Source organism: Nocardia carnea (assembly GCF_029868855.1).
Classification (GTDB): domain Bacteria; phylum Actinomycetota; class Actinomycetes; order Mycobacteriales; family Mycobacteriaceae; genus Nocardia; species Nocardia carnea_A.
This window is the reverse complement of sequence record NZ_JARWOV010000085.1, coordinates 1-16,506: the sequence shown is the minus strand read 5'-3', so window position 1 is coordinate 16,506 and position 16,506 is coordinate 1. Positions and strand designations below refer to the sequence as shown.

Sequence of the window (16,506 nt, the reverse complement as noted above, 5' to 3'; positions counted from 1 at the left end):
CGGCCAAGCTTAGTTCCAGCGGATCGGGCGGTGTTCTGCCCCCTCGGAGTCGCCTTGGCAAGGACCCGGCGCAACCAGCGCCGACCCGCTCGGCCGGGTGGGCGGAATCACGCTCGGCGGGTCCGCGTCCGCCGCGGGGAGTGTGCCCGGAGGCGGAAGCGCCCCGGTCTCCCGCACAGTCGGAGACCTTTCATCGGGGAAACCGGCGGTGAACCGACAGCCACGCGTTACATCGACGGCCTGATCGGGCGCATTACGAAACTCCGGAAATGAGTGGGTCACGCCATGGGCATATAGATTCGAGATCAGAGTCGACAACCGATCCACGCGACCACTACCTGCCGCGATGCCCACTCTTCGACCGAAACGGACTGAGGGCGGAAACTTCGTGCGAGCCCAGCGCAGCCTTTTACCGGGCAAGGCGTGATCAAGCCCCTCCGTTCCTGTGGCATATACAGACCGGCAATTGATATAGCGAAGTCACCCGCCACCACAGAACGACAGGTGAATAAAAGAAACCGAAGATGTCCGGTTCACCGGCCCGAGTCCGCCGACCGGTGTCGAATCCCGACGGTGCGGCGCGGGAAGATCCGGCGCCGACGCGAAGCAGAGTGGGCCGGGTTCGTCCGTCTCCGGCGGGCCGGGCGCGAAGCGATGGCCGGGAGTCCCGAGACGGGCCCGGCGAGGCGAACCGAGGAGAACGGCCCGAAAACGACGAGGGGCCCCGCACCTAGCGGTGCGGGGCCCTTGTCATTTCGTCACATCACTCAGATGGCGCGAACATCCTGAGCCTGCGGACCCTTCTGGCCCTGCCCGATCTCGAACTCCACCCGCTGTCCCTCTTCGAGGGTCCGGAAGCCGGAACCGGCGACTGCCGAGTAATGCACGAAGACGTCAGGTCCGCCCCCGTCTTGCGCGATGAAGCCGAAGCCCTTCTCGCTGTTGAACCACTTCACGCTGCCTTGAGCCATGATACTTACTTCATACTTTCTGTTGCGAGCCAGCCGGATCTCGGTCGATCCGCCTGATCTCTATGACAACGATGCCATGTCCCGGGAAGTTCCTGCACCCCGAAAACCGCTGATTGTGAGGCAGAACGCGGTGATATCGGGCACGATATGACCGGCACGGCGGCGCACGCCTCCGCTATTTCCCCGGCTCCGGGGTGAACCCAGGGATACCCCGTAGTTCCAAGGGATGATTTCCGCGAAAATCGGTGACATTCCGACTCCGTTTGCGCGAAGGTAAGGCCCTGTCGCCGATTCGGCGCGGATTCCCTTGCCGCGCCACGGCCGGAGTTCGAGAGGATACGAAGTGTTCCGCACGAAACGAGCGTTCGCGGCCCGACGGGTCGTCATCGCGGGCGCCATTGCCCTACTCCCCCTCGGGGTGCTCGCTGCCCCCGCCGCGGCCGACCCCGCGGCCCCGGCTCCCGGATTCACCGAGGTCGACCGCGATCGTCACTGGGATCGCGACCGTGACTGGGACCGGGACCGCGACCGCCACTGGGATCGGGACCACCATCGCGACCGCCACTGGGACCGCGGCCACCACCACGGCTGGGACGATCCGGCGGACTGGTTCCGCCATATCCTGCGCGGAGCATTCGGCAGCAGCTGATCGCGCACGGGCCCGCATTCCGGTGAGAATGCGGGCCCGAGCTTTCTCCTGGTACCTCATCGGGAAACGGCAGCAGATCGCCCGGATACGCCCGGGGAGGGTTGCCGCACAGTGCTTCCCACGGCACCGTCGTTTCGAATGTGTGCACGCGCCACGGTTACGCCCAGAGCGTAATCGGTGTCGACCGGCCCGGCCGCGAATCTAGGCTCGGTCCATGACCGAGCCGCGCAGATTGATCGCGATCCCCGGTGGCCGGGACGAGCCGCCGCGCCGGCAGCCGGCGGACGAACCCGAACCGCTGTGGCGTGAGGTGCTCGGCGGCCGGTTACGCGCCCTGCGTAACGATCAGCGCGAAACCCTCGCGGAAACCGCGCAGCGGGCCGGTATCTCGCCGCAGTACCTCTCCGAGGTGGAACGCGGCCGCAAGGAACCGTCGAGCGAGATGATCGCCGCATTGGCCGGCGCTCTCGGCACCTCCCTCGGCGAGCTCACCGAACAGGTCGCCCACGAACTCCGCCTCCGTCGTCGCCCCGCCGCCGCGCGCCCGGGTGCGGCGCAGGTGCCCATGCTGCGCGCCGCCTGATCTCGTCCAGCGGAGCCCAGTGAACAGCGGCACAGTCGTCGCGAGCACCATCACGACAGCGCCACCGGCCGGCTGGACGCGAAACTCTCGGTAAGGAGAACGAGCCGGTCGTTCGGTGCCGGTGACGAAAAATCGGGCCGGCTCGGCACCGGCCGGTGGATGCGTGCCGACCCTCGCGTTGTGGTGTCTGCTCGCCACCCTGCGCACCCTCTACCGCGGCGCCACTGTTGCAAGGAGAAACGTGGGGTCTAGCGGGCTACCGTCCGGCGGACCGCCTCGGCGACGGCGCGGGAATCCTTGCGCAGGATCGTGGAATGATTACTGGCGACCTTCGCGCTGATCGTGATATTCGGGTTGTGGGCGATCACCGGGTCGAGCACGGCCCGGCACTTTTCCATTTCTCCTTTCTCACTACCGAGGCTGTCTCCGGTGGCCACCACGAACTGCACCGGGCGGGTTGCGCGCTCGAGGACCGGCACGCTGGCCGCGGCGATCTCGTTGAGTTCGATATTGGACTCCGCATGCTGGGCGGCGCTCATCCGCGCGGCCATACCGAACGGCCGCGCCAGCGGCAGCAGGAACCGCATCTTGTGAAACAGCTTGCGGATTCGCTCGGCGCCCTCCTCGCCGGTCAGGCCGTACGGAAAGGCGTCCACGGTCACCACTCCCAGGACGCGGTCGGGGTTGCGGTCGGCCCAGTGCCAGCCCAGCACCCCGCCGTAGGACCAGCCCACCAGGATGATCGGCCCGGCCACGCCCCTGGCCGCAAGCACGGCATCGATGTCTCGCAGGCACGCCTCGAACGAGTAGTCCGCGGATTGCTTCGATTTGCCGCGGGCCCGCTCGTCGAAGGTGATGTGCCGGTAGCCGGGGCCGAGGTCGGCGATCACTTTCTTCCAGTGCGACCGGTCGGCGTAGGCGCCGTTGAGGTAGACGACCGGCCGGCCGGAGCCGCCGGTGTCGTTCACCGACAATGCGGTGTCGTCGACCGGCACCATGCCGCTCCAAGCCGAAATCGCCGGGGTGGTGGTAGTTGCTGCGTTGCTCATGTGAGTACCTTCGCCGGACCGGCTGACACCGGCCTGACACCTGTCTGACACACCACCTCCCGCTTCGTCAGAGCAGTGTCATGGCCGGATGTCGGTTCGACACGGAAGCTTTCCGACCGGTGCCGGAGGTCACGCCCGTGGTGCCAGAACGGTGTCGGCGAGGCCGTAGTCGACGGCGGCCGAGGCGGTGAAGACCCGGTCGCGGTCGGTATCGCGGCGGAGCTGTTCGGCCGTCTGCCCGGTGTGCCGGGACAGGATCGATTCGATTTCGGCGCGCATCCGCACCAGTTCGTCGGCCTGCAGGATCAGGTCCGGGATGGCGCCCTGTCCGCGAGCGGCCGGTTGGTGCAGGACCACCCGGGCGTGCGGGAGCATCGCGCGATGCCCCGGGGCACCGCCGGCCAGCAGGACCGCGCCGACCGCGATGGCCTGCCCGACGCACGTGGTGTGCACGGGAGCGCCGATGTGCTGGATGGTGTCGTATACGGCCAGCATCGACGACAGATCGCCGCCTTCGCAGTTGATGTAGAACTCGATCTGCTGGCCGGGGCTTTCCGACTCCAGGTGCAGTAGTTGCGCGATGAGCGCGTTGGCGACCCCGGAGTCGATGGGTGTGCCGAGATAGACGATCCGTTCGGCCAGCAGATGTGAATAGATATCGGTGATGCGCTCGCCGCGCGGATGCTGGGCGATCACATTCGGAATCGTGTAGGTACTCATCGGTTGTCCCCTTCGTATCCGGGTCGATAGATCTGCGGGCGCAGCCTGCTCATGGGTTCCTCGCTGGTCTGCTCATGGGTTCCTCGCTGGGCAACCATTTCGTGAGTTGCGCAGACTGTCGCCGACGGGCACGGCTCACTCACGCCGCTCGCCCGGTGGTGAACCGAACCCGCGCTCGTGGGCTATGCGGGCTGCCGTCCTCGGCCGGAACCTGTTCATCCGTGTCCACCGCGCGCGGCCAGGAACCACCCTCCGTGGTCGCACAAGCCGCTGCCAGGCGGAACCGCCGCACGTGGTTGTGCGAGGGCCCTGAGTGGTTCCGCTCTGCTGCCGCCTCCGGGCCCGACCCGCTCATGCGGAGATCCCCACGCGCTGGCGTTGCGGGACGACCTGCCCGAATTCGCCGACGATATGGTCGATGAACCCGTATTCCTTGGCCTGGGTGGCGCTGAACCAGCGGTCGTGCAGGGAATCTTCGTAGACCTGGTCGTAGGGTTGACCGGTGTCCTCGGCGATCAGGCCGAGCACGGTTTCCACGGTGTAGCGCAGATCGTCGGCCTGGACCTCGACGTCGACCGCGGTGCCGCCGATTCCGGCCGACCCCTGGTGCATCAGGATGCGGGCGTGCGGGAGCGCGAACCGTTTTCCGGGGGTTCCGGAGGAGAGAAGGAACTGCCCCGCGCTACAGGCCAAGCCCAGTGCGAGGGTGGAGACGGAGCACGGCACCAGGCGCATGACGTCGCGGATGGCGAGCATGGCCGGGACCGATCCGCCCGGTGAGTGGATCCAGAGGGAGATACCCGCGTCGGCGTCCTCGGCCGCGAGGGTGAGCAGCTGGGTGGCCAGCAGGGTGCCGTTGTCGTCGTCGAGGGGGCCGTCGAGAACGAGGATGCGTCGGGACAGCAGTTGTTCCCGGGAGCGCCAGCCGAACAGCGGGGATTTATCGTCGTGAGCCATGCCTTCACGGTGCCGGACCTGCGCGGGAACCGGTACCGCACGCTGCTGTGAGCGGATCTGCTCTCAGCAGCGGGGCCGGGAGCGGTCGGGCGATCGATACCCGGGTTTCACGCTGGGATACGTCACGGAAACATAACGTCCTTAGCGTAATTCCTCGTATACGCCGCTGTATACAGCGAGCCGATAGCGAGTCAGCGGGCCTGACTTTTCCGGAGTGGAGGCCGAACGGTCATGAATGCAGCCAGAACCGAAGAACCCACCAGCGCTGCGGCGATCCGCCGGAGGGGAGGAAGCCGGAAACGCAGACTGTTCGCGCTGCCGGTCGCCCTCTGTGTCACCGCGCTGGCCGCTACCGCCTGTGGCAGCTCGGCCTCCGAGCAGGCCGGTTCCAATGCCCAATCCTGTGTCGACACATCGGGTCCCACGATCAAGGTGGGTTCGCTGAACTCACTGTCGGGCACCATGGCCATCTCGGAAGTCACCGTCCGCGATTCCATCCGGCTCGCGGTCGACGAGATCAACGCCGCCGGTGGGGTGCTCGGCAAGCAGATCGAACTGGTCGGTGAGGACGGCGCTTCGGAGCCGACGGTGTTCGCGGAGAAGGCCGAGAAACTGATCAGCAGTGATTGTGTCGCCGCGGTTTTCGGTGGCTGGACCTCGTCGAGCCGGAAGGCGATGCTGCCGGTTTTCGAGGACCGCAACGCGCTGCTGTACTACCCGGTGCAGTACGAGGGCCTGGAATCGTCGGAGAACATCTTCTACACCGGCGCCACCACCAACCAGCAGATCGTGCCGGCGCTCGACTATCTGAAGGGCCGCGGCGTGAAATCGCTGTACCTGGTGGGTAGCGACTATGTGTTCCCACAGACCGCGAACCGCATCATCAAGGCGTACGCGGAGGCCAACGGCATCGAGATCAAGGGCGAGGACTACACGCCGCTGGGGTCCACCGATTTCTCCACCATCGTCAACAAGGTCCGTGCCGCGGATGCGGACGCGGTGTTCAACACCCTCAACGGCGACTCCAATGTCGCGTTCTTCCGCGAGTACAAGAACGTCGGCCTGACGGCGCAGGATATGCCGGTGGTCTCGGTGTCGATCGCCGAGGAAGAGGTGGGCGGTATCGGCGTCCAGAACATCGCCGGACAGCTGACCGCCTGGAACTACTACCAGACCGTCGACAACCCGCAGAACAGCGAGTTCGTCAAGGCGTACAAGGCGAAGTTCGGCGCGAACAAACCGACCTCGGATCCCATGGAAGCCGCCTACGTCTCGGTCCACCTGTGGAAGAACACCGTCGAGAAAGCCCAGTCCTTCACTGTCCCGGATGTACAGAAGGCGGCCGGCGGGGTCACGTTCGAGGGTCCCGAGGGCCTGGTGACCATCAACGGCGAGAACAACCACATCACCAAAACCGCACGGATCGGTGAGATCCGGCCCGACGGCCTGATCTACAGCGTGTGGGATTCCGGCGAGGCCATCGAACCCGACCCGTACCTGGCCGGCTACTCCTGGGCCGAGGGTCTCGGGGGCTGATCGGAATGGAAGCACTTGTCGGGCAGCTGTTCACCGGCCTGAGCCTGGGTTCCATCCTGCTGCTGGCGGCCCTCGGGTTATCGCTGACCTTCGGGCAGATGGGCGTGATCAACATGGCCCACGGCGCGTTCATCATGGCGGGGTCCTATACCGCCTACACGGTGCAGACGTACCTGGTGTCAAACGCCGAGGTCTCGCTGATCGTGTCGCTGCTCATCGGGTTCCTGGTCGGCGGCCTCATGGGTGTCGTCCTCGAGGTGACGCTGATCAAACGGATGTACGACCGGCCGCTGGACACCCTGCTGGTGACCTTCGGTGTGGGTTTGATCCTGCAGCAGGCGGCGCGGGATATCTTCGGTGCCCCCGCGGTCCGCGTGGTGACTCCGGAGTGGCTCGGTGGCGGGGTGGAGATCCTGGGGGCCGTGGTCCCCAAGACCCGGATCTTCATCATGCTGCTCGCGGTGCTGTGCGTGACCGCCATCGCGGTGACCATGAAGTACACCGCGATGGGCCGGCGCATCCGGGCCGTGGTGCAGCATCGGGATCTCGCCGAAACGAGCGGGATCTCCAGCCGCGGTACCGATATCACGACGTTCTTCATCGGCTCCGGACTCGCCGGTGTGGCGGGCGTGGCGCTGACGTTGATCGGTTCCACCAGTTCCAATACCGGCGCCGCCTATCTGGTGGACGCCTTCCTGGTGGTCGTCATCGGCGGTCTCGGCCAGATCCGCGGCGCGGTGATCGCCGCGGTGGCGCTGGGGCTGTTGAACTCGTTCATCGAATACAGCACCACCGCCTCGGTGGCGAAGGTGATCGTATTCGTCGTCATCGTGATCTTCCTGCAGGTCCGGCCGCAGGGACTGTTCATGATCCGGTCGAGGAGTCTGGTATGAGGGAATTCCTGACCACCCGCTGGAAGGTCTGTTCGGGGTTCGCGCTGGCCGCCGTCCTGCTGTTCGGGGTGGCGCCCGCGGTGCTCTCCGATTTCCGGCTCAATCTGCTCGGTAAGTTCCTGTGCTTCGGCATCGTCGCGGTCGGAATCGGTTTGGCCTGGGGCCGGGGCGGCATGCTCACCCTCGGCCAGGGTGTGTTCTTCGGGCTCGGCGCCTACATCATGGCCATGCACCTCAAGATCTCCGACGCTGCGCTGCGCGGCGACGAGGTACCCGATTTCATGCAGATCGCCGGGATCCGGGAGCTGCCGGCGTACTGGATTCCGTTCTCGTCGCCGGTGGTCACGATCCTGGGCATCCTGATCGTTCCGCCGCTGGTGGCGGTCCTGCTGGGGCTCGGGGTGTTCAAACGCAAGGTCAAGGGCGCCTATTTCGCGATCCTGTCGCAGGCGCTGGCCGCGGCCTTCGCGATCCTGCTGGTGGGTCAGCAGTCCACCGGCGGCAGCAACGGGCTCAACCGGTTCCGCAGTTTCTTCGGGCTGGCGCTCAACGATCCGATCAACCGGCGGCTGCTGTTCTTCATCGCGGCCGCGACCCTGCTGGTGATCGTGGCGCTGACCCGGCAGCTCATGTACAGCCGGTACGGCGAACTGCTGGTCGCGGTGCGCGATCAGGAGGAGCGGGTACGTTTCCTCGGCTACGACCCGGCCAACGTCAAAGTTGTCGCGTACGCGGTGGCCGCCCTGTTCGCGGGTATCGCCGGGGCGCTGTTCGTACCGATCGTCGGGATCATCTCCCCCGCCGATATCGGGATCGTGCCGTCCATCGCGTTCCTCACCGGTGTCGCGATCGGTGGCCGCACCACCCTGCTGGGCCCAGTGCTGGGCGCGATCGCCGTGGCCTGGGCGCAGACCAGCCTTTCGGAGAACTTCCCCTCCGGCTGGGTGTACGCGCAGGGCATCCTCTTCATCGTCGTGGTCGGGTTCTTCCCGGCGGGTCTGGCCGGACTGGTCACCCTGCTGCGGCGGCGGAAACGGGCCGCGGACGAGGACACGGCACCACCCGGACCGGCAGCACAACCCACCGCCGCTACCCCGGTAGGAGTGTCATGACCGCGCAGGAAACGACCACCGCACCGGTGGCCGGTGGCAACGCCGGAATGCACAGCGATTACCTCGAAGTCCGGGGACTGAGTGTCGAATTCGACGGATTCAAGGCCGTATCGAATGTCGACCTGACGCTCTTCCAAGGCGATCTGCGGTTCCTCATCGGCCCCAACGGCGCCGGCAAGACCACCATGATCGACGCGATCACCGGTCTGGTGCCGGCCACCGGATCGGTGCAGAAATCCGGGGTCGAACTGCTGGGCAAGAAGGTGCACCAGATCGCCCGGCTGGGCGTGGGCCGCACCTTCCAGACCGCGAGCGTATTCGAGGAACTGTCGGTCCTGCAGAACTTGGATATCGCCGCCGGAGCGGGCCGGTCGATCTGGACCATGCTGCGCCGCCGCCCGGCCCAGGTCTCCGAATCGATCGAGCGGGCACTGGAGACCATCGGGCTCACCAAGCTACGCAACCAACTCGCCGGAACGCTGGCCCACGGCCAGAAACAGTGGCTCGAAATCGGCATGCTCCTGGTCCAGGACGCCTCGGTACTGCTGCTGGACGAACCCGTCGCGGGAATGAGCCAGGAGGAGCGGGAGGAAACCGGGAATCTGCTGCGCCGCATCGGCGGGGAACGCACGGTCGTGGTGGTCGAACACGATATGGATTTCATGCGCAGCTTCGCCACCTCGGTCACCGTGCTGGCCCGTGGCGCGATCCTCGCCGAGGGATCGGTGGCCGAGGTACAGGCCGATCCCGCCGTGCAGGAGGCGTACCTGGGTACCGCTGCCGGAGCCGAGCACAGCGGGCGGGACGCGTCCGGTAGCGAGGCAGTAGCGGAGCGTAACGGCACACCGGCCGCACCCGGCACGAGTGGGCAGGCCCTGGACCGGGCAGCGCAACGTGAACAGCCGGGGCCGACGTCCGAGCCCGATCGACAGGAAGGCTGACCGCGATGCTGGAACTCATCGACGTCCACGCCGGTTACGGCCGCACGGAGGTGGTGCACGGGGTCGGGATCGAGGTCCCGGCCGACGGGGTCGCCGCGATCATGGGACACAACGGAGCCGGTAAAACCACCTTGCTGCGTGCAGCGGTGGGGCTGGTGAAAACCGCTCGCGGACGGATCCGTTTCGACGGTGCCGATATCACCTCGTTGCGCCCGAGCGCGCGGGTCCGCCGCGGGATCGCCTATGTGCCCCAGGGCCAGCAGTGCTTCGGTCATCTCACCACCGCCGAGAACCTGCGGGTGGTGGCCGACGGCCGTAAACGCGGTGCGGCATTGATCGACGAGCAGCTGGATCTGTTTCCCGCGCTGAAGGATCTGCTCGACCGCCGTGCCGGGCTGTTGTCCGGCGGGCAGCGCCAGCAGCTGGCCATCGCCCGCGCGCTCATCACCGAACCGCGCATGCTCATTCTCGACGAACCCACCGAGGGCATCCAGCCGTCGGTGGTCGCCGAGATCGAGAACACCATCACCGAACTGGTGAACCGCGGCGGGCTCGGGGTGCTGCTGGTGGAACAGCACATCGGTTTCGCGCTGCGTGCCGCGAGCCGGTATTACGTGCTGGAGAGCGGCCGGGTCACCTCGTCCGGGGCAGGCGGAGCCGGTGCCGTCGACACCGTTCGCGCCGCCATGACTCTTTAGGCTGCGCGACGTGACCGAACCACGAAGCAAACGCGAATCCCGTAGCGACACTGTGTACAAGGCGCTGCGCGACGAACTCATGGGCGGGGCGCTGGCACCCGACGAACGGCTCGGCGAAGAACGGCTGGCCGAACGGTACGGCGTCTCCCGGACCCCTGTGCGGGAGGCGCTGGCCCGGTTGCAGGCCGACGGTCTCGTCGAACGCCGCGACGCCGGCCTGTTCCCGTACCGGCCGCGCCTGGACACCCTGGGTGACTACTACGAGTTGCGGATCACTCTGGAAGTCCAGGGCATAGCCCGTGTGCTCGACGATCCGGACCTGGGCCACAACCGTGCCGTACTCGGTCCGGAGATCGACCGGTGGCGCGCGTTCCGCACCGCGCCACCGGAACCGGACGCCGGTTTCGTCGACGCCGACGAACAATTCCACACCGTACTGCTGGAATCGTCGGGCAATCACGCCCTCACCGAGGCCCTGCGCACCGTGAACGCCCGGATCCGCCCGGTCCGGATGTTCGACTATCTGACTCCCGACCGCATGCTCGCGACCATCGAGGAACATATCGCCATCGGTGAGGCCGTCCTCGATCGCGACCTCGACAACGCCCGTGAGCAGCTTCTGGCCCATATCGACCAATCCCGCCGCGTGGTGGCCGATCGAGCCGGTCAGGTACTCCAGCTGACCCGCCTGGCCCGCGCGACCAAGACCTGATTTTCCCGGCTACTCCGGTAGCCGGCACTGTCCACGCCGAGAGGATCGACCGTGACCGAGACCGCCCCGCAGCTGTATACACCGCTGCATACGCCGCTGCCCGAATGTCTGCTGATCGCCAACCGCGGTGAGATCGCCTGCCGGATCCTGCGCACCGCGCGGCGGCTGGGGATCGATACGGTCGCGGTGTTCTCCGATGCCGACGAGGGTTCCCGGCATGTGCGGATGGCCGATCGAGCGGTCCGGCTCGGGCCCGCACCGGCCGCGGAGTCCTATCTGCGCGCCGAAGCCGTGATCGAGGCGGCGCTGTCCAGTGGCGCGACGGCGATCCACCCCGGTTACGGGTTCCTTTCCGAGAATGCCGATTTCGCGGCGGAGGTGGAGGCCGCCGGGATCGCGTTCGTCGGGCCGGCCGCCGAACATCTACGGCTTTTCGGCGATAAGCACAGTGCCCGGCAGGCCGCCGCAGCCGCGGGCGTACCGCTGGTGGCCGGGAGCGGGCTGCTCGCCGGCCTCGACGAGGCGCTGGCGGAGGCCGAGCGGATCGGCTATCCGGTGATGCTGAAGGCCGCCGGTGGCGGTGGTGGTATCGGAATGGCGGCCTGCGCGGGTCCTGCCGAACTCACCGAGACCTATCAGCGCGTGATCAGGCTGGCGCAGAACAACTTCGGCTCCTCGGCGGTGTACCTGGAGCGTTTCGTCGCCCGGGCCCGTCATGTGGAGGTGCAGATATTCGGTGACGGCCGCGGGCGTGCGGTCTCTCTGGGCACTCGCGACTGCAGTCTGCAGCGGCGCAATCAGAAGGTCATCGAGGAGGCGCCCGCGCCCGGGCTCCCCTATATCGTGAGCGAACGGCTGCTCGAATCGAGCCGGAAACTGCTCGGTGAGGTGGGTTATCGGTCTGCGGGGACGGTCGAGTTCATCTACGACGTGGACCGCGGCGAGGCGTCGTTCCTCGAGGTGAACACTCGTCTTCAGGTCGAGCATCCGGTCACCGAGGCTGTTACGGGCGTGGACCTGGTCGAGTGGATGCTGCGGCTGGCGGGCGGGGATTCCGCGTTCCTCGACGACGTTCCCGACGCCGGCCCGCCCCTCACCGGCTTCGCCGTGGAGGCCCGTGTCTACGCGGAGGATCCCGGTAACGACTACCGCCCCGGCGCCGGCACGCTCACCGGGGTCGAGATTCCCGGCGCGAACGCCCGGGTGGAGACCTGGGTCGAAACCGGTACCGAGATCAGCCCCTACTACGACCCGCTGATCGCCAAGATCATCACTTCCGGCGAGAGCCGCACCGAGGCCCTGCACCGGCTCCGCGCGGCGCTCGACGAGACCCGCATGTTCGGTATCACCACCAACCTGCCCCAGTTGCGTGCCGCCGCCACCAGTTCGCCCATGCTCGACGCCCGGCACACCACCGCGACGCTGGGCAGCCTGGCCACGATCCGTCCCCGCCTGGAAATCCTGCGCGCCGGCGTCTCCACCACCATCCAGGACTATCCCGGCCGCCTGGGACTCTGGAACGTCGGTATCCCGCCGTCGGGTGCCTTCGACGATCTGTCCTTCCAGCTCGCCAATCACGTCGTGGGTAACTCCCTGGGCGAGAACGGCCTCGAGGCGACGTTGCTCGGCCCGCGCCTGCGCTGCACCGCCACCACGATCGTCTGCGTTACCGGCGCCGACGCCCCGGTCACCGTGGACGGCGAACCCGTGCCCATGTGGGAGCCGATCACCGTCCCCGCCGGTTCCGTTCTCGATATCGGCGCCCCACACGACACCGGTCTGCGCACCTACCTCGCCGTCCGCGGCGGTATCCTCGCCCCCGACTATCACGGCAGCGCGGCCACTTTCACCCTCGGCGGTTTCGGCGGTATCACCGGCCGCGCCGTCGCCACCGGCGATATCCTCGGCATCAAACCCGATGCCGGTGGCCTACTCGACCCCGCGCCCATCCCGGCCGAGGACCGCCCCGAATTCGGCCACACCTGGTACGTCGGGGTCGGCGAGGGTCCCCAGCCCGCACCCGACTATTTCACCCCGGCCGATATCGCCCAGTTCTACGACGCCACCTGGCAGGTGCAGGCCCACGCCAACCGCACCGGCCTGCGGCTGGCCGGCCCGAAACCGACCTGGTCGCGCACAGATGGTGGCGACGCCGGCTTGCACCCGTCGAACCTGCACGACTGCGCCTACAGCGTCGGCGCGCTCAACCTCTCCGGCGACACTCCGATCCTGCTCGGCCCCGACGGCCCCAGCCTGGGCGGTTTCGCCTGCCCGCTCACGGTGATTTCCGCGCACCGCTGGAAACTGGGTCAGATGCGCCCCGGCGACCAGGTGCGTTTCGTCCCGGTCGCCGATGACCGCACCGCCGAGTTCCGCTCCGCACCGGCGCTGCGCGGCCGTAACGTCTCCACCCCCGAACTCCTCGGCGCCCGCGAGGAGGACAACGGTGTTCTGGGCCGCCGCGACGCCGGTACCGGCACACCGGAGGTCAAATACCTGCGCGGCGGTGACGACAACGTGCTGGTCGAATACGGCCCGATGGAGCTGGACCTCGGCCTGCGGATGCGCGTGCACGCCCTGAGCGAACGCCTCGAACAGGCCTCCATTCCCGGCCTGATCGATATCACCCCCGGCGTGCGCTCCCTGCATCTGCATTTCGACGCCGATGTCATCGATCAGCGCACCGTGGTACGGCTGCTCGGCGAGCTCGAGGACGATATCCCCGATACCGCCGACCTCCGCGTCCCGAGCCGCCATATCGAACTCCCGCTGTCCTTCGACGATCCGACCATCGTGCAGGCGATCGAACGCTACGGTCACGGTGTCCGCTCGCAAGCCCCGTGGTTGCCGTCGAATATCGAGTTCATCCGCCGCGTCAACGGTCTGGACAGTATCGACGAGGTCCGCGATATCGTCTTCGACGCCCAGTACATGGTGCTCGGCCTCGGCGACGTCTACCTGGGCGCACCACTGGCCGTCCCGCTCGATCCGCGCCACCGCCTGGTGACCACCAAATACAACCCCGCCCGCACCTGGACCCCTTCCGACGCCGTGGGTATCGGCGGCAAATACCTGTGCGTCTACGGGATGGAATCCCCCGGCGGCTACCAGCTCATCGGCCGCACCGTCCCCATCTGGTCGGGCTACCGGCAACGCGCACCGTTCGAAACCGGCAAACCGTGGCTGTTCCGGTTCTTCGACCGCATCAGCTGGTATCCGGTCGCGGCCGAGGAACTGCTCGATCTCCGAGCGGATATGTCCGCGGGTCGTTTCGAGATGCGCACCAGCGTAGGCGAATTCGCGATGTCCGAGCATCTGGAATTCCTGGACGAGCACGCCGCCGATATCGCCGCCACCGAGGAAATCCGGCAGGCCGCGTTCACCGCCGAACGACAGCGCTGGGAAGCCAGCGGTGAACTCAGTGCCCAAACCGAACCGGATCCGGGCCCCGATACCGCCGATACCCTCGACCTCCCCGAAGGCTGCGAGATCGTCGCCGCGCCCATGATGGCGAACGTGTGGCGGGTGGAAGTGTCCGAGGGAGAGCGCGTCGAGGCCGGCGCCACCCTGCTCGTCCTCGAGGCCATGAAAATGGAGCTGCCCGTGGTGGCCGAAGCCGCGGGAACCGTCCGCGCGATCACCGTCACCGCAGGCGACCAAGTGACCACCGGCGCACCTCTGGTCGCCATCGAAATCGAAGGAGCGGCATGACCATGGAGAAACTACCGCTAGCCGACGCGGGCACCGAATCCGCCGGCCCGGCCGGCGAGGCAACCAGCGCGGCAGACCGAGTTGCAGCCGCGTATCGCACCATCCGCGAACAGGATCGGCCCGAGATCTGGATCTCGCTGCGCGCAGAAGCCGATGTTCTCGCCGAGGCCACTGCGATCGACGCCCGGGTCGCGCAGGGCGAGAAGCTGCCGCTGGCCGGGGTTCTCGTCGCCGTGAAGGACAATATCGATATCGCCGGAACCCCCACCACCTGCGCGTGCCCGGGCTTCGACCGCATTCCCGACCACACCGCGCCCGCCGTCGCGCGACTGGTCGAACAGGGTGCGATCATGCTCGGGAAAACCAACCTCGACCAGTTCGCCACCGGCCTGGTCGGCACCCGCAGCCCCTACGGTGCGGTCCGCAACAGCCGCTTCCCCGACCGGGTCTCCGGTGGCAGCAGTTCGGGTTCGGCGGTCGCGGTCGCCCTCGGGATGGTCGATGCCGCCCTGGGCACCGATACCGCCGGGTCGGGCCGGGTCCCGGCCGCCCTGAACGGCATCATCGGTATCAAACCGACCCTCGGGCTGGTCCCCACCACCGGGTTGGTCCCGGCCTGCCCCGACTACGACGCCATCACGGTGTTCGCCCGCGACCTCGCCCTCGCCACCGAGGTCGCGAACACCATGATCGGTCCCGACCCGGCCGATCCCCGCTCCCGCCCGTGGCCCGCCGACACGCCTCTCGGCGCACCGTCGAGCACCACCCTCGCCGTGCCCACCGAGGACAACCTGAAATCCCTCACTCCCGCCTACCGTGCCGCCTTCGACGCCACCGTCGACCGTTGGCGGTCCGGTGGCGGCGAAATCGCCACGGTCGATATCGCCGAACTGCTCGACGCCGCCACCCTCCTCTACGACGGTGCCATCGTCGCCCAGCGTTTCGCCGCCGTCGGCGAATTCCTCAGCAGTGAACCCGAAGGCGCCGACCCGGTGGTCTCCGCCATCATCACCGGCGGCGCCCGCCCCGCCGCACATTCCTACGTCACCGACCTCGACCACCTCACGCGCGCCGCAGCTACCGCCCGCCGCCTGTTCACCGAATACCCGGCCCTGCTGCTCCCCACCACCACCGAGCACCCGACCATCGCAGCGGTGGCGGCCGAGCCGATCGCGATCAACAGCCGGATGGGCACGTTCACCAACTTCTGCAATCTCCTCGACCTGGCCGCGGTCGCGGTCCCGGGTGCGGACACCGCCGACGGTGATCCATTCGGCGTCATGTTCGTCACCCCGGCCTTCGCCGATCAGGTCGGTATCGACCTGGCCGCCCGGCTCCTCGGCGAACCCGCACCCCTGATCACCGATACCGGCACCGATCTCCTCGTCGTCGGCGCTCATCTGCGCGGCCTGCCCCTGCACCACCAGCTGGAACAAGCCCGCGCCCGATTCGTCGGGGAGGTGACGACGGCGGCGGCTTATCGCATGGTCGCGCTGCCCGCCACCCCACCGAAACCGGGGATGCTCCGAGTGGGTGCCGGCGGCCGCGGTCTGCCCGGCGAACTGTATCGCCTCTCCCCCGCCGCCCTCGGCACGTTCCTGGGCAACCTGCCGTCGCCCATGACGCTGGGCAAGGTGGAACTGGATTCCGGCGAATGGGTCACGGGCTTCGCCTGCGACTTCGAATCATCACGTGACGCAACCGATATCACCGAGTACGGGGGGTGGAAGAACTATCTGAACGCCGTTCGATAAGCCGCTTCCGAGCCCGGTTCGCCATGACGGCGAAACTCGGCCCACCGTACCGATGAGGGGCGCGGTGGGCCGCCGGTCATCTCCCGCGATCACCGTCTTGCGAAGCACCGCGGCCGGGGGGGGGGGGGGGGGGGGGGGGGGGGGGCCCCCCCCCCCCCCCCCCCCCCCACCCCCCCCCCCACCGACCACGCAAAAAAACACCCCCCCCCCCCCCCCCCCC

At 67.5% G+C, this 16,506-nt stretch carries 14 protein-coding genes; 10 read left to right on the top strand and 4 right to left on the bottom strand.

Going from position 1 to position 16,506, the window contains the following annotated elements:
• Positions 1-767 precede the first annotated feature (767 nt).
• Positions 768-971 carry a cold-shock protein gene (locus QH195_RS07825; protein WP_063059615.1) on the bottom strand — a complete coding sequence of 68 codons (204 nt, stop codon included), beginning with the start codon at positions 969-971 and terminating at the stop codon, positions 768-770.
• Positions 972-1,314: 343 nt separating this feature from the next.
• Here QH195_RS07825 and QH195_RS07820 point away from each other — a divergent pair, with 343 nt between their 5' ends.
• Both QH195_RS07820 and QH195_RS07815 read left to right on the top strand, forming a co-directional pair.
• Positions 1,315-1,620, top strand: a complete 306-nt coding sequence (locus QH195_RS07820) for a hypothetical protein (protein WP_280434889.1) — start codon at positions 1,315-1,317, stop codon at positions 1,618-1,620.
• 214 nt (positions 1,621-1,834) lie between these two features.
• Entirely contained in the window at positions 1,835-2,203 is a 369-nt protein-coding gene (locus tag QH195_RS07815; RefSeq protein ID WP_280424832.1) for a helix-turn-helix domain-containing protein, read from the top strand.
• A 248-nt stretch (positions 2,204-2,451) separates the two neighbouring features.
• Here QH195_RS07815 and QH195_RS07810 read toward each other — a convergent pair whose 3' ends face one another.
• The 3 genes from QH195_RS07810 to QH195_RS07800 all read right to left on the bottom strand — a co-directional run bounded on the left by QH195_RS07810 (position 2,452) and on the right by QH195_RS07800 (position 4,929).
• Positions 2,452-3,252, bottom strand: coding sequence for an alpha/beta fold hydrolase (locus QH195_RS07810; RefSeq protein ID WP_280434888.1), 801 nt, complete (start codon positions 3,250-3,252; stop codon positions 2,452-2,454).
• Positions 3,253-3,381: 129 nt separating this feature from the next.
• On the bottom strand, positions 3,382-3,972 hold the full coding sequence (locus tag QH195_RS07805) for a ClpP family protease (RefSeq protein ID WP_280424834.1): 591 nt from the start codon (positions 3,970-3,972) through the stop codon (positions 3,382-3,384).
• A gap of 351 nt (positions 3,973-4,323) precedes the next feature.
• Positions 4,324-4,929, bottom strand: a complete 606-nt coding sequence (locus tag QH195_RS07800) for a ClpP family protease (RefSeq protein ID WP_280424835.1) — start codon at positions 4,927-4,929, stop codon at positions 4,324-4,326.
• 231 nt (positions 4,930-5,160) lie between these two features.
• Between QH195_RS07800 and urtA the strand changes: the two genes are divergently transcribed.
• From urtA to atzF, 8 genes are read left to right on the top strand one after another with little or no spacing between them, the layout of a single operon-like run.
• A complete protein-coding gene (gene urtA / locus QH195_RS07795) occupies positions 5,161-6,465 on the top strand; it encodes an urea ABC transporter substrate-binding protein (protein ID WP_280434887.1) in 1,305 nt (434 codons plus the stop codon).
• A 5-nt stretch (positions 6,466-6,470) separates the two neighbouring features.
• The gene (gene urtB / locus QH195_RS07790; protein ID WP_280434886.1) at positions 6,471-7,358 is read left to right on the top strand and encodes an urea ABC transporter permease subunit UrtB; all 888 of its coding nucleotides are present in this window, start codon (positions 6,471-6,473) and stop codon (positions 7,356-7,358) included.
• Positions 7,355-8,470, top strand: coding sequence for an urea ABC transporter permease subunit UrtC (gene urtC / locus QH195_RS07785; protein ID WP_280434885.1), 1,116 nt, complete (start codon positions 7,355-7,357; stop codon positions 8,468-8,470). The genes urtB and urtC overlap by 4 nt, the downstream gene beginning before the upstream one ends.
• A complete protein-coding gene (gene urtD, locus QH195_RS07780) occupies positions 8,467-9,411 on the top strand; it encodes an urea ABC transporter ATP-binding protein UrtD (protein WP_280434884.1) in 945 nt (314 codons plus the stop codon). Before urtC ends, urtD begins: the two co-directional genes overlap by 4 nt.
• A 5-nt stretch (positions 9,412-9,416) precedes the next feature.
• Positions 9,417-10,109 carry an urea ABC transporter ATP-binding subunit UrtE gene (gene urtE / locus QH195_RS07775; RefSeq protein WP_280434883.1) on the top strand — a complete coding sequence of 231 codons (693 nt, stop codon included), beginning with the start codon at positions 9,417-9,419 and terminating at the stop codon, positions 10,107-10,109.
• Between the two features lie 10 nt (positions 10,110-10,119).
• Entirely contained in the window at positions 10,120-10,821 is a 702-nt protein-coding gene (locus QH195_RS07770) for a GntR family transcriptional regulator (protein WP_280434882.1), read from the top strand.
• Between the two features lie 51 nt (positions 10,822-10,872).
• Positions 10,873-14,532 (top strand): urea carboxylase, encoded by a 3,660-nt coding sequence (gene uca, locus QH195_RS07765; RefSeq protein WP_280434881.1) that lies wholly within the window; start codon positions 10,873-10,875, stop codon positions 14,530-14,532.
• A 2-nt stretch (positions 14,533-14,534) separates the two neighbouring features.
• Positions 14,535-16,286 carry an allophanate hydrolase gene (gene atzF, locus QH195_RS07760; protein ID WP_280434905.1) on the top strand — a complete coding sequence of 584 codons (1,752 nt, stop codon included), beginning with the start codon at positions 14,535-14,537 and terminating at the stop codon, positions 16,284-16,286.
• Positions 16,287-16,506: the final 220 nt, after the last annotated feature.

Excerpts from the sequence above, each read along its gene's own strand:
- urtB (WP_280434886.1), top strand. The coding sequence starts at position 6,471 with ATGGAAGCACTTGTCGGGCAGCTGTTCACCGGCCTGAGCCTGGGTTCC.
- QH195_RS07805 (WP_280424834.1), bottom strand. The coding sequence starts at position 3,972 with ATGAGTACCTACACGATTCCGAATGTGATCGCCCAGCATCCGCGCGGC.
- urtD (WP_280434884.1), top strand. The coding sequence starts at position 8,467 with ATGACCGCGCAGGAAACGACCACCGCACCGGTGGCCGGTGGCAACGCC.
- QH195_RS07810 (WP_280434888.1), bottom strand. The coding sequence starts at position 3,252 with ATGAGCAACGCAGCAACTACCACCACCCCGGCGATTTCGGCTTGGAGC.
- atzF (WP_280434905.1), top strand. The coding sequence starts at position 14,535 with ATGGAGAAACTACCGCTAGCCGACGCGGGCACCGAATCCGCCGGCCCG.
- QH195_RS07825 (WP_063059615.1), bottom strand. The coding sequence starts at position 971 with ATGGCTCAAGGCAGCGTGAAGTGGTTCAACAGCGAGAAGGGCTTCGGC.
- urtE (WP_280434883.1), top strand. The coding sequence starts at position 9,417 with ATGCTGGAACTCATCGACGTCCACGCCGGTTACGGCCGCACGGAGGTG.
- urtA (WP_280434887.1), top strand. The coding sequence starts at position 5,161 with ATGAATGCAGCCAGAACCGAAGAACCCACCAGCGCTGCGGCGATCCGC.
- QH195_RS07815 (WP_280424832.1), top strand. The coding sequence starts at position 1,835 with ATGACCGAGCCGCGCAGATTGATCGCGATCCCCGGTGGCCGGGACGAG.
- urtC (WP_280434885.1), top strand. The coding sequence starts at position 7,355 with ATGAGGGAATTCCTGACCACCCGCTGGAAGGTCTGTTCGGGGTTCGCG.
- QH195_RS07800 (WP_280424835.1), bottom strand. The coding sequence starts at position 4,929 with ATGGCTCACGACGATAAATCCCCGCTGTTCGGCTGGCGCTCCCGGGAA.